Origin of the sequence: Streptomyces sp. MnatMP-M17 (assembly GCF_900091995.1) — a bacterium.
Lineage (GTDB): Bacteria > Actinomycetota > Actinomycetes > Streptomycetales > Streptomycetaceae > Streptomyces.
Map to the genome: position 1 here is coordinate 1 of NZ_FMDK01000227.1, position 12,838 is coordinate 12,838.

Here is a 12,838-nt window from a genome sequence, read left to right on the forward strand (position 1 = left end):
CCTTGTCGCCGTCGTACTCGATGGTGACCTGGGTCTTGCCGTCCGGGCGCAGATACGGGACGGTCCCCTTCTTGCGTACCTCGGACAGACGGCGCGAGAGCCGGTGCGCGAGATGGATCGGCAGCGGCATCAGCTCAGGCGTCTCGTCCGTCGCGTAGCCGAACATCAGGCCCTGGTCGCCCGCGCCCTGCCTGTCCAGCTCGTTCCCTTCCTCACCTGCGGCTTCTTCACCTGCGGCGGCACTCTCGACACGCTTCTCGTACGCCGTGTCGACGCCCTGGGCGATGTCCGGCGACTGCGCGCCGATGGACACCGAGACACCGCACGAGGCACCGTCGAAGCCCTTCTTCGAGGAGTCGTAACCGATCTCCAGGATCTTGTCCCGGACCAGCCGCGCGATCGGCGCGTACGCCGTGGTCGTGACCTCACCGGCCACATGCACCAGTCCGGTGGTGATCAGCGTCTCCACGGCGACGCGGGCGTGCGGATCCTCCCGCAGCAGCGCGTCGAGAATGGTGTCGCTGATCTGGTCGGCGATCTTGTCAGGATGTCCTTCGGTCACCGACTCCGAGGTGAACAGACGCCGTGTCACAGGACCACCCGTACCTTGTAGTCACGCAGCCAGCTGTCGAGTTGAAGTGCCCTGGGCAGGATGGGCGGCGGTGTGAACGCGCCGTTGAACCAGTCCTTGTTCTCGACCATGCCGCGCAGCGTCGCGGTGTCGAGGAGCTCCATGGCGGGCGAGCCGGAGTTACCGATCATGTCGGACACCGCGGCGCGGACGGAGTCCAGATACTCGGAGCCCTTGCCGACGGGAAAACCGCTCTTGGGACGGTGGACGACCTCGGCGGGCAGCAGATCCTCGACGGCGCTGCGCAGCAGGCCCTTCTCCTGGTCGCCGAGGCGTTTGACCTGCCACGGCACGTTCCATACGTAGTCGACCAGCCGGTGGTCGCAGAACGGGACGCGGACCTCCAGGCCGTTGGCCATGCTCATCCGGTCCTTGCGGTCGAGGAGGAACGGCAGGAAGCGGGTGTGCTGGAGGTAGTACACCTCGCGCATACGCCGGTCCGTGCCGCTCTCGCCGTCGAGATGAGGCACCTCGTCCAGGGCCTCCCGGTAGCGGACGTCGAGCCGCTCGTGCAGATCGAGACTCCGGCGCAGCTCCGCCGAGAGCACGGCGTTGCGGTCCTGGATCCCGGCCGACCAGGGAAAGCTGTCCGTCGGCTGCCGGGACTCGCCGAGGAACCACGGGTAGCCGCCGAACGCGTCGTCGGCGCCCTCGCCGGAGAGGGCGACCGTGAGATGTCTGCGTACCTCGCGGAAGAGCAGATACAGCGATACGTCGAGGTCGCCCACGCCGGGAATGTCGCGGGCCCGCAAGGTGGTCCTGGACTCCTGGAGCAGCGAGGCGGGCTCCACCAGGACTTCGGTGTGCTTGGTGCCGAGATGTCCGACCACCGCCTGGACGAACGGCGCGTCCCGCGAGACATGCAGCGCGTCGGCGGTGAACTCCTCCTCGCTGTCCGCGAAGTCGACCGAGTAGGTGGCCAGCGGATCGACGCCCGCCGCGGAGAGCGTACCCGCGCCCAGGGCCGTGATGGCACTGGAGTCGATCCCGCCGGAGAGCAGGGCGCCCAACGGCACATCGGCCTCGGTCTGTTCGGCGACCGCGCGGCCGAGCAGCTCCCGTACCCGGCCGACCGTCGTCGGGATGTCGTCCTCGTGCGGCGCGCTGCGCAGCCGCCAGTACTGATGGACGCTGGTGCCCTGCCGGTCGAAGCGGACGACATGGCCCGGCTTCACCTCACGCATGGTGCGGAAGACGGCGTCACCAGGGCGCTTCGCCGCCACCGTGAACACATCCACCAGGCCCTCGGCGTCGACCTCCGGGGCGATCCGCCCGCTCGCGAAGAGTGCCTTGGGCTCGGATCCGAAGATCACGCCCGAGGAGTGCTCCGCGTAGTAGAGAGGCTTCACGCCCAGCGGATCGCGGGCCAGGAACAGCGTCTGCCGCGCGATGTCCCAGAGCGCGTAGGCGAACATTCCGGCGAACCGGCCGACGCTCTCCTCGCCCCATTCGCGGTACGCGGCCAGCAGCACCTCCGTGTCCGTGCCGGTACGGAAGCGATGGCCCTTGGCGGTCAGCTCGCCTCGCAACTGACGGAAATTGTGGATCTCGCCGCTGAAGGAGACCACCGCGAGCTCCCGGCCGTCGTCCTGGCCGTGCGCGACCATGGGCTGCTGCCCGTGGTCCACGTCGATCACGGCGAGCCTGCGGTGTCCGAGGCCGATACGAGGCGCGCTCCACACTCCGGCGTCGTCAGGGCCGCGCAGCGCGAGCGTCTCGGCCATCCGGGAGACCGTACGGACGTGATCGGGACCGGTCATGTCGCGCTCCCAGTCCAGCCAGCCTGCTATGCCGCACATACTCGTGAACTCCTCAGTTCTCGTCAGTGCTCAGAGGTGGAGGTGGACGCGTACTCGGCGAGCGTCGTCTCGACCACGCTGCGGATCGGCGCGGGCAGCCGGTCCCAGTTGCGCGCGTCGTTGAGGTCGAGGACGCGCGATAGCTTCCAGCCCAGGTACTGGCCGAGGGAGGCGAGCGGCGGCAGCTTCTCCACCGGGCGCAGTGCCAGGTCGTAGCCCGGGAACAGCCCGCCGATGCGCTCGGCGGTCGTATGTGTCCAGTCCTCCCCGACCGGTACATCGGTGGTCGCCAGGCACACGATGGCCTTGTCACGGATCACCAGCATGTAGTTCAGGACCGTCGGGCCGCTGTGCTCCTCTGGCCAGAGGCCGGCCTCGAAGTCGTTCTGCCGGATGCCGTTGCCCTCCAGGACGATCAGGTCCTGGGAGCGTCCGAGCGTACGCAGCAGCGGTGTGGCCACTCCGCAGGAACAGGGCGTTCCCGGTATCTCGACCAGGTCTCCGGTGCGGTAGCGCAGCAGCGGCCGGGCCTGCATGTCGAGCGTGGTGACGACGAGTTCACCGCGGTCGGGACTCCCGTCGATGAAGCGTGTGCCGGAGTCGTCGGTCAGTTCCAGCACATAACTCTGCGTCTGGAGATGGAGGTTTCCCTGCTCGCAGGTGACGGCGGTGGTGCCGGTCTCCGAGGAACCGTACGCGGCGACATACGCGGTGGCACCGGTGAGCCGCTCCAGATGCCTGATGAATCCGGGCCCGGTCTGCTCGGCCATCAGCAGGAGCTTGTCGAAGGCCGGGACCGGCTCGTCGTTGCGGTAGGCGAACTGGACCATCTCCAGGAGCCGGGACGGCGGTCCCACGAAGACGGTGACTCCGAGCTCGCGCGTGAGCCGCAGCACCCGGGTGTAGTCGCCGGTGATGTTGTCGACCCACGGCCGCAGCGACATCACCTGGAGGTATTCGAGGACCTTCTCGAACTGGTAGGCCGCCGGCGCGAAGGGCGCGTTGATCAGGATGAGCGCCCGGTCGGACCGGTCGAGGATACGGGCCCACTGCTCGCCGATATTGATCGTGTTCACGATCAGGTCGTCCAGGGCCTTCGGCGCGGCCACCGGATTGCCCGTCGTCCCGGACGACTCGTAGTAGTGCAGGAACTCCGAGAGTCCTCGGGTGAACGCCTGGTGGCCGGCGGCGCTCAGACTCTGCTTGGGCAGGAACGGGAGCCGAGGCAGGAGGTCCGCGACGACGGTCTCGGGCGCCGTCCGCGCCGACTGCGCCGCCTTCTCCGCCAGTCCAGTCAGGGTGTCGCGCTCGTACAGTCCCGAGTCGAGCGCGGCCTGTACGGTGGCCGCGAACTTCCGGCCCAGGGCGGCGGGAGCGGACGCGCCCGCGTGGCTGTCGCGGACGAGGTCGGTGTGGGCCCGGGCCGTGCCGAGCAGTGTCTGTTCCGTTCGGGTGTCACGCAGCAGCAACATCGGTGTCCTAGTCGGTTGGAGAGCCGGCCGCGCGGGCCAGGCTGCCGTCGAGGATGAGCTCGCGGACGGTGGCGATGTCCGCCTCCATACGCCGGTCGCCGTCGGTGAACGGCACCCGGGAGCGGATGAGTTCATGGATCCGCCGTACCGAGGGAGCGGCGTTCTCGCGGCCTCTGAGGTCGATGGCCTGGGCGCCGGCGAGCAGAGCGATCGCCGCGACCTGGCCCGTGAGCTCGTTGACGGTGCGGGCGTCGCGCGCCGCGATGGTGCCCATGCTCACCTTGTCCTGGTTGTGGGCCTCGGTGGAGCGGGAGAAGACGCTCGCGGGCGCGGCCGTCTTGAGCGCCTCCGCGGTCACCGCCGAAGCGGCGATCTGCATGCCCTTGAATCCGTGGTGCAGTCCCGCCTCGGCGCTCAGCGAGGGCGGTACGAGATTGGCGGGCAGCCCGGCGTTGAACTTGGGATCCACGACGAGGGCGAGCTGCCGGTCCAGGAGGTCGGCCACGCCGGCGGTGGCGACCTTGAGGCTGTCCATCGCCTGGGCGACATGGCCGGCGTAGAAGTTCCCGCCGTGGTGCACCCGTTCCTCGTCCACGGAGAACAGCGGATTGTCCGTGGAGGCGTTGACCTCGGTGGTCAGCCACTGGCCGACCCAGGTGAGCGTGTCGCGGAGCACTCCGATCACATGCGGTGCGCAGCGCAGCGAATAGTGCTCCTGAATACGCTGTTCCAGTTCGCGGTGGTCGTCCTGGAGCGGATCCGTCGCGCCGAGGATTTCCTCGTACGTGGTGGAGAGCCCGGAATCCGCGGTCATCCGCCGCAGTTCCGCGGCCGACGCGAGCTGTCCCGGATGCGGCTTGGCCTCATGTACGAAATCAGCGTAGTGCGACGCGTTGCCCAGAAGGGCCTCGCCGATGAACGCGGTGACGATTTCGGCCGCTTGGGCGATGCTCGCCGCGTCATGCGCGGCGAGCACGGCGAATGCCGTGGTGAACGATGTTCCATTGATCAGCGCCAGTCCTTCTTTGGCCTCCAGGACCGTGGGCAGGATGCCCATTTCCCGCTGGGCCTCGGAGGCGGGCACGATCTTCTTTCCGAAGTAGGCGTCGCCTTCGCCGAGCAGTACGGAGGCCACATAGCAGAGCGGCACCAGATCTCCGCTGGCTCCCAGGGAACCGCGTTCGGGAACGCGCGGCAGAATGTCCGCGGCCAGGTGCTGGAGAAGCCGCTCGATCACCAGAGGACGAATTCCGGAATTTCCACGGGCCAGCGCGTTGGCCCGGATGAGCAGCGTCGCACGGATCACATCGGCCTCGGCGTCGGGACCGACGCCGTTGAGGTGATAGCGAATCAGATTCCGTTGCAGATGAGCGGCGCGCTCGGGACTTATCTGGTTGGTGACACTGTCTCCGAAGCCCGTGGTCACACCGTAGATGGGCTTCCGTTCGGCGATCAGACGGTCGCGCAGCCGGACACTGCGCTCCGCGGCGGCCACGGCTTCCGGGTGGAGTACGACCGTGGGCGTCGGGCCCTCCTGGGCCGGGCGAGCGAGGCGTACGACTTCGTGAAGCGTGAGGGATCGACCGTTGAGCTCGATCCTTACGTCGTTGGTCTGTGCGTTCACAGGGGCAACTCCGACGGAAATCGATTCGGCATCCATCCAGCCTCTGTGATTCACCACGTCCCGGGCTTCGGCCCACCGGCCAGTTTGTGCCTGGACCGAAGACCAGGAAGGAACCACGCCTTCCGGCACGCGTTCCGGTCGTCCGCGGTGCTTCCGCTTGCGGGACGGCCACTCTCCGGCCGTGCTCGGCCGCCCGCCGCCGTCGGCCGACTGCCGGGTGACTACGCGTCAAGGAAATCAGAAGGCGGGCACGTTACAGAGTTATGTCTGCCTTAAAATCATTGAACTCAAGACAGTTCGCACGTTAGCATCTGCCCGCTGCCGCCCTCGCGACCGCGCCCTTGAGTACCCCTGGCCGTAACCACGAGCAGCGGCACCGCAAAGCTACCCACAGGGGGAAACCAATGATCGACTGTGACACCGACGACAGGACAGGCACCCCGATACGCGTAGCCGCCCCCAGAGGCCCTTCAATCCTGTCGGCCGGAATCGCCGCGGCCCTGCGCGCCACACCGGGAGTGAAGGTCGTCACACTGGCCCAACTCGACTCGGAGCGAAGGGAATCGGGAGCCCAGGCCGACGTCCTGCTGATGGAGGACGTGCCCTCGTTACCGCCCGCCGCCGCCATCGCCGCCGCGGCCAGCCGACCGCGCAGTTCGACCGCCCGCGAGCGACCGGCCGGCGTCGTACTGGTGATGCAGGATCCGAGCATCGAGCGCATCGTCGCGTATCTGCGGTCGGGCGTACGCGCCTTTGTCTGCCATGACGCCTCGCTCGACGACCTGCTGGACGCCGTGTGCTCGACCGCGCGGGAAGAAGTGTTTCTGCCGCATGGAATCGCGGTTCAAATCATCGACGGAATACTGCCGCACCTTCCTTTCTTCACTCCCGGAACGCCCTCGCCGATAGACCGGCTCACCATCCGCGAAAGGGAGGTCTTCTCGCATGTGACGGCGGGAAGGTCCAACGCGGAAATCGCCGAGGCCTGTTCACTGAGCCAGAAGACCGTGAAGTTCCATGTCTCCAACATCCTTCACAAACTCGGGATGAAGAACCGTCTCCAGGCCGTCGCCCACGCATATCAGACGGCGCGGAAGGCCGCTTGAAGCCACGGTAGAGCCTCGGTCGGCTGAGGGCGCCCGACCACGCCCTCAGCCGATCGGGCCGGGCCGGACACTCTTGTCCGCCACGCACGCCGATGCCGACTCCCTTGCGAGGCTCGCCACTTCGGCATATAGTTCGAAACTTGGCGAACCTTAGAATGCTGGATTTCTAGTTTCCCAGATCCTTCTATTTTCCCAGATCCGGAGCATCTCCATGACCACGGATCCGCGCCGGCCGACAGGCCTCTCCCGACTCCCGTCACTCACCGGTCTGCGCTTCGTCGCCGTTCTGTTCGTCTTCGCCTTCCACGCCTCACTGGAAGCACCGTTCGCCGACGCCGGTGTCGGCGCGTTCTACGCCGACGCGGTAAAAAACGCCGGCTGGCTGGGCGTGAGTTTCTTCTTCGTCCTCAGCGGCTTCGTCCTGACCTGGTCGGCCCGTCCCCGTGACACCACGACCGGTTTCTGGCGACGGCGGGCCGCCAAGATCTATCCGCTGCACATCGTCACCTGGGGCGCCGCTCTCGTACTGGTGGCCACGGCAGGCGCGCCGGCGGAGCTGCGGCAGGCTCTTCCCAACCTGCTTCTGATCCACACCTGGTTCCCGGACCGCGATGTGTTCTCCAGCCTCAACGATGTGAGCTGGTCGCTGTCCTGCGAGCTCTTCTTCTATCTCCTCTTCCCGCTGCTGCTGCGCGCCGTGCGCCGTATCAGGGCCGAACGCCTGTGGGTGTGGGCGACATGCACGGCGCTCCTGGTGCCCGTGCTGCCACTGCTGTCCGGGCTGCTGCCCGACTCCCCGCCGCTGCCGTTCGGATCCGGCTCCGTATGGCAGTTCTGGTTCGTATACGTGCTCCCGGTGGGCCGGCTGCTGGAGTTCGCCTTCGGAATATTCCTGGCCCGTATGCTGCTCGCCGGGCGCACCGTCCCGGTACGTGTGCTGCCGGCGGCCGTGCTCGTTCTCGTCGCCTACGCGGTCTCGCTCCGGCTTCCGTTTCTGTACGGACTGACCAGCGTGACGGTCGTACCGCTCGGACTGCTCATCGCGGCGGTCGCCCAGCGTGAGATCCGTGGAGCGGGCTCGGTGCTCGCCCATCCCGTGGCCGTCCGCCTCGGGGAGTGGTCCTTCGCCTTCTATCTCGTACACCGGCTGCTGCTCCAGCACACGCACCGGCTGCTCGGCGAGGGCCGCACCTGGTCGACTCCGGCGGTGTTCGGTCTGCTGGCGGCGGCCTTCGCCCTGTCCCTGCTGCTGTCCTGGGCGCTGCACAGGGCGGTCGAACGCCCTGCCATGCGTCTGCTCGCCGGAAAGAGACGCGCCTCCGCGCCACCACCGCCCGCGGAGGACGGCGGGCGGGCGCCCGCGGCGCCTCCCGTACCACCTGAGCCCTCCCGTACCGCCTGAGGTCGGGACCGTTTCCGTACCGCCCGAGGCCGCGTCGTCCCGTACCGCCTCCGCACCGCGCCTCGTACCGCCTCGTACCGCCCGAAGCCGCATCCTCCCGTACCGCCTGAAAGGGAACCGACAGCATGTCTGATGTCTCGCTTCCTCACTATCCGCTTCCTCTGGGACCGCTCGGCGAACCGCCGGAGGAGTACTCCGAGCTGCGCTCCAAGTGCCCGGTGACCCGCGTCCAACTGCCCAGCGGCGACACCGCTCTGATGGTCACCGGCTACGACGAGGTGATGGCCGCGATGTCCGACCGGCGGCTCTCCCGCGCCGCGCTGCGCGAGCCGGGAGCGGTCCGTACGGTCAAGGGCGAGGACTTCTCCGACAATCCCTACAACCTGCTCAACCAGGAGGGCTCCGACCACTCCCGGCTGCGCAGGCTCATCTCTCCCGCGTTCACACCGCGTAAGGCGGAGCTCTGGCGGGCCAGGATCGAGGAGATTGCCCATGAGCTGATCGACCAGCTCACGGCCGGACCTCGCCCGGCCGATCTGCACCACGACTTCGCCGCCGTGCTGCCCGTCTGGGTGATCTGCGAGATGGTCGGCGCGCCTGTGGAGGACCGGGCGAAGCTCCAGACATGGACGGACCGGCTGGTCAGCATCACGGCGCACACGCCCGAGGAGCGTCTGGCCGCGCGCGAGGAGTCGGCCGCGTATGTGGCGGGACTGATCGCCCAGCACCGCGAGGAACCGGGTGAGGATCTGCTCAGTACGCTCATCACGGCCCATGACGACAACGACCGGCTGAACGAGCGTGAACTGACCTGGCTCGGCATCAACCTGCTCGTCGCCGGCCATGACACCACCGTGAGCGCCATCTCGCGGGCGCTGTACCAGCTGCTCCGCCATCCCGAGCAGTGGCGCCGGCTCGTCGACGATCCCGATCTGCTCCCGGGCGCCACCGAGGAGCTGCTGCGCTACGCGCCTCCGTCCGAGATCGGCTTCATGCGGATCGCCACGGAGGATCTCGACCTGGCCGGCACGCATGTGGCCAAGGGCGAAGGCGTGATCCCGGTGATGCACGCGGCCGGGCGCGACAGCAGGCGGGTGTCCGAGCCGGAGACACTGGACCTCGCCCGCACGGACGCCGCCCACCTCGCCTTCGGGCACGGTCACCACTACTGCCCGGGCGCCGGTGTCGCCCGGGTGGAACTCCAGGCGGCTTTCGGTACGTTGGCGAAGCGGCTTCCCTCGCTGCGGCTGGCCGTACCGGCGGAGCAGGTGGAGTGGCTCGGCGGTCTGCTGACGCTGCGTCCCAGGTCCCTGCCGGTGGAGTGGTGACGGCGTCCGGCTGACTGATCACGGACCACAGACCGAAGACCGAGGTGCCGGCCCAGTGGCGCGAACTCTGGGCCGGCACCTTCCGCAGAGGTCCCGGACGGAAAGGGCGGAACCCCGCGAGCCGATTCCGGCCATGCGCGCGTTAGAGTAACTTCTAACAAATGTACTTCGAGAGACATTCTTGGCACCTCTTATGGCGAGGCCGCCCATGGCGAGGCAGGGAAGTGCCGCTCAGGATGTGCCGCACAAGGGAGTCCGGATGACCAACCCCCCGCGAACCCGGCGCGCCTCACCGAGCAGAGCCGCGGACGACAGCGCACGTCAGCGGTACTTCGCCACGCTCGCCATGAGCCGTCCGGACGTCGCCCTGTGCCGGGCCACCACGGTCGTGGCCCGCGCCGTCGATGCCGAACTCACCGGTTACAGCATCTCGGCGGGCCAGCATCTGGTCCTCAAGATGCTCAGCGATGTGGGGCCCTGTTCACAGCAGGAGCTGAGCGAGCAGCTCCGCATCGACCGGAGCGTAATGGTCGGCTGCATCGACGGACTGGAGGACTCGGGCCTGGTACGCCGGGAACGGCATCCCAAGGACCGCCGGGCCAACGCCATCACGCTGACGCCCGACGGGCTCCTGTCGCTGGCCAAGGTCGAGAGCGGAGTGCCCCGGCTGCTGGACCGCGCCTTCCAGGCCCTCACGCCGGCGGAGCGCAAGACGCTGGCCCGCCTGGTCACCAAGATCCTGGAAGTGAAGTAGTCGGCGAGCGGGCGGGCGAGATCGCGGACGGGCCGGCCCGCGGGCTCAGCAGACAGGCGCCAGAGCACGCAGCGCGCTCAGCATGCCGTCCGGTCCGGCGCCGAACTCCGGCGCGGGAATCACGGCGAGCAGCGGTGTGACCACGCCCGCCTCGACATAGCGTGCCACGTGTGCGCGGCACTCCTCGGGACTGCCGTGTACGAGCAGTTCGTCCACCAGCCGGTCCGGCACCGCCGCGCCGGCTCCCCGGAAGTCACCGGCTGCCCATGCCCGATGGGACGCCGCCAGCACATCGCTCCGCCCGAGCCAGTCGTGGAACGCGGAGTAGGTCCGGGCGTTGAGGATGGAGCCCAGCATCGCCCGTCCCTGGGCCCGGGCGTAGTCGCGGTCCCTGGTGGGACAGACGAAGATCCGTGCCACCACTTCCTTCGCCTTGCCCTCGGGGCCCATCGCCTCCACCACACGTGGAACATCGTCGGCGGCGAGAAAATTGGTGACGAGCCCGTCGGCCTCGCTGCCCGCGAGCCGCAGCATCTGCGGACGCAGCGCGCCGACCATGACGGGCGGTGCAGGACGCGGAACGGACGTGAGCCGGAAGCCCTCGATGCTGAACGAGTCGAAGTCGCCCATCACATACTCGCCCGCCAGCGCCGCCTTGAGAAAGCGCACGGTGTCGCGGACCCTGCGGTAGGGATGCTCGAAGGGAATGCCGTTGATACGGGTGACAAACGGCGGCCCGGACGACCCGACGCCCACCACAACCCGCCCAGGAGCCGCCTCCGCCAGCGTCGCCACCGTCATCGCCAACAGCGCCGGCCCACGCGTCTGCACCGGCACCACACCGGTCCCCACCCTGAGCGACCGCGACCACGCGGCGGCCAGCGTGATGGGCGTAAACCCGTCATACGCCCCGGCCTCACCGGTCCAGGCATCCGTATACCCGAGATCGGGCAACTCCTCGACAATCCGCCGATGCGCGGACAGCGGAACGGTGTTGAGCGGAATGGTCACCCCGTAGCGGTCCAATCCTCACTCCTCCTCACGCCCCCACCGACCGGCCAAGTCGCCTGCACCACAGCCGAGTTGACAACATTTCGATTGTTCGCCAATCACCAAACTAATGACCGCGCCGCGACCATGTCAACACCCACCGCCGGCCTCCGGCACTCTCGAAGGGCGGGAGCGGGCACACACGATTCAGCCGTCGTACTGAAATCGCGCCGACTCGCCGAGCACCGAGCGGGCGCTCTCGAAGTCGGCCAAGCGGGCCGCCACCGTGGCTACGGCGAGGCGTTCCGGGAGAGCGGCGGAGAACTTCAGGCCGCGTACGGCCCGGCGGTCCACGTCGGGCAGGACGAGGTTCTCGCCGACGTTCTCACGGGCCACACGCCAGGCGGCCGGGGTGAGGTTCTCGCACAGGCGCAACCAGCTGTCGGTGGGCCGTTGCAGGGGGTCGGTGACCGACTGGAGGGTGGCCGCCAGCGTGGCGTTGGCGCGGTAGCCGGCCCAGGTCCACCAACGGACATCGGAGCCGACGCGCGTGATCAACGTGCCGCCCGGGTGAACGGTGTCAGGTGCGTCGCTTTCGCGCTGTTCGGCCAGGCACGCCTCCGCACGCCGGGTGAGGGAGACCGGCGGGGCCGTGCCAAGCAGCACCTCGCGCATGGCACGCGTCAGGGCGTACGACAGTCCGGCGACGCCGCCGTTCATCCACTTGGCGATTCCGCCGCCGTCGGCCGGCTCGACGAAGACGCGTTTGCGCAGCCAGTCGATGTACGTGACCTGCCAACTGCGTCCACCGAGCAGCAACCGCCTGGGGCCGGGGCGTTCCTCCGTGAGCACGCTCGGGTCGGTGCGGCCGATCTCCGTGCGTCCGGACAGGACGGTGAACTGCGGAGGTGCGGTAAAAGAGGCGGTGAGTTCGATGAAGTGCCTTTTACCGAAGCGGCGTTCCGCCTCGGGGCCGACGAAGAGCATCCCACCGTCGCTGTCGAGGAAGCCCTCCTCGGTGAGGAAGCGCAGGATGGGGGCAGCCGACTTGTCGAAGGGGGCGAGGCCGTTCCACTGCCGGTCCCACAACTGGTCGCCGAGCTTGTGCTGTTGCAGGGTGACGGCAAGCAGTTGCTGGGCCACCAGGTGACGCGGCCCTGGCGGGGGGACGACCGGTTCCACCCAGCCCCGCGACCACAGCAGCAACAGGCCCGACGCCTGCAGCAGTGTGTCCTTGCGGGTGGTGAGGAACAGACAGTTCCGCACAGTCCCGGGACGCCGGCCGGTACGGCCGATGCGCTGCAGGAACGAGGCGACGGAGGCCGGTGAGTCGATCTGGATGACGCGGTCCAGGTCACCGACGTCAATGCCGAGCTCGAGGGTTGACGTGGAGACGATGACACAGTCGCGGGCCTCGGCGAACGCCTGCTCGGAACGGGTGCGTTCATCGACGGAGAGCGAGGCGTGGGAGAGGAAGACAGTCACCTCGCGCGCGCGGAGCGCCGCGCCCAACTCCTCGACCTGGCGGCGCGAGTCGCAGAAGACAAGCCGCTTCTCTCCCCTGTGCAGCGCCGCGATGAGTTTGGCCGCGTTGTCGAGGGAGCCGACGTAGTCGAGTTCCACTTCGCCCGCAGGCCTGCTGGACGGCTCAGGACTCGCTTTGTCGCCGATTCCGCTGCCGCCGGCAGCCGGCAGGTGCACTCCAGGGGCGACGACCTGACCGTTGCGGCTG

General features: G+C 68.2%; 10 protein-coding genes. 4 read left to right on the forward strand and 6 right to left on the reverse strand.

All coding sequences use genetic code 11. The features are described 5' to 3' along the window. From GA0115259_RS11045 to hutH, 4 genes are all read right to left on the reverse strand, one after another. Positions 1 to 592 (reverse strand): S-adenosylmethionine synthetase N-terminal domain-containing protein (locus GA0115259_RS11045; RefSeq protein WP_305129369.1); only part of this gene is annotated, 592 nt, incomplete at its 3' end. Then, positions 589 to 2,430 (reverse strand): asparagine synthase (glutamine-hydrolyzing), encoded by a 1,842-nt coding sequence (gene asnB / locus GA0115259_RS11050; RefSeq protein WP_093594464.1) that lies wholly within the window; start codon positions 2,428 to 2,430, stop codon positions 589 to 591. The genes GA0115259_RS11045 and asnB, both read right to left, overlap by 4 nt. Positions 2,431 to 2,453: 23 nt before the next feature. Further along, positions 2,454 to 3,902, reverse strand: a complete 1,449-nt coding sequence (locus GA0115259_RS11055) for a phenylacetate--CoA ligase family protein (RefSeq protein WP_093594467.1) — start codon at positions 3,900 to 3,902, stop codon at positions 2,454 to 2,456. A 7-nt stretch (positions 3,903 to 3,909) separates the two neighbouring features. Beyond that, entirely contained in the window at positions 3,910 to 5,526 is a 1,617-nt protein-coding gene (gene hutH / locus GA0115259_RS11060; protein WP_202449887.1) for an HAL/PAL/TAL family ammonia-lyase, read from the reverse strand. Between the two features lie 404 nt (positions 5,527 to 5,930). Between hutH and GA0115259_RS41145 the strand changes: the two genes are divergently transcribed. From GA0115259_RS41145 to GA0115259_RS11080, 4 genes are all read left to right on the forward strand, one after another. Next, positions 5,931 to 6,632 (forward strand): helix-turn-helix transcriptional regulator, encoded by a 702-nt coding sequence (locus tag GA0115259_RS41145; protein WP_093594473.1) that lies wholly within the window; start codon positions 5,931 to 5,933, stop codon positions 6,630 to 6,632. 211 nt (positions 6,633 to 6,843) lie between these two features. Next, positions 6,844 to 8,034, forward strand: coding sequence for an acyltransferase family protein (locus GA0115259_RS11070; protein WP_093594476.1), 1,191 nt, complete (start codon positions 6,844 to 6,846; stop codon positions 8,032 to 8,034). A gap of 125 nt (positions 8,035 to 8,159) precedes the next feature. Next, positions 8,160 to 9,362 carry a cytochrome P450 gene (locus tag GA0115259_RS11075; RefSeq protein ID WP_093594479.1) on the forward strand — a complete coding sequence of 401 codons (1,203 nt, stop codon included), beginning with the start codon at positions 8,160 to 8,162 and terminating at the stop codon, positions 9,360 to 9,362. Between the two features lie 259 nt (positions 9,363 to 9,621). After that, positions 9,622 to 10,116, forward strand: coding sequence for a MarR family winged helix-turn-helix transcriptional regulator (locus GA0115259_RS11080; RefSeq protein WP_093594482.1), 495 nt, complete (start codon positions 9,622 to 9,624; stop codon positions 10,114 to 10,116). Positions 10,117 to 10,161: 45 nt separating this feature from the next. Here GA0115259_RS11080 and GA0115259_RS11085 read toward each other — a convergent pair whose 3' ends face one another. Together GA0115259_RS11085 and GA0115259_RS11090 are read right to left on the reverse strand one after the other, a co-directional pair. Beyond that, positions 10,162 to 11,142: an LLM class F420-dependent oxidoreductase gene (locus tag GA0115259_RS11085; RefSeq protein ID WP_093594485.1), complete on the reverse strand. Its 981-nt coding sequence runs from the start codon at positions 11,140 to 11,142 to the stop codon at positions 10,162 to 10,164. Between the two features lie 171 nt (positions 11,143 to 11,313). Beyond that, positions 11,314 to 12,838 (reverse strand): helicase-related protein (locus GA0115259_RS11090; RefSeq protein ID WP_093594488.1); only part of this gene is annotated, 1,525 nt, incomplete at its 5' end.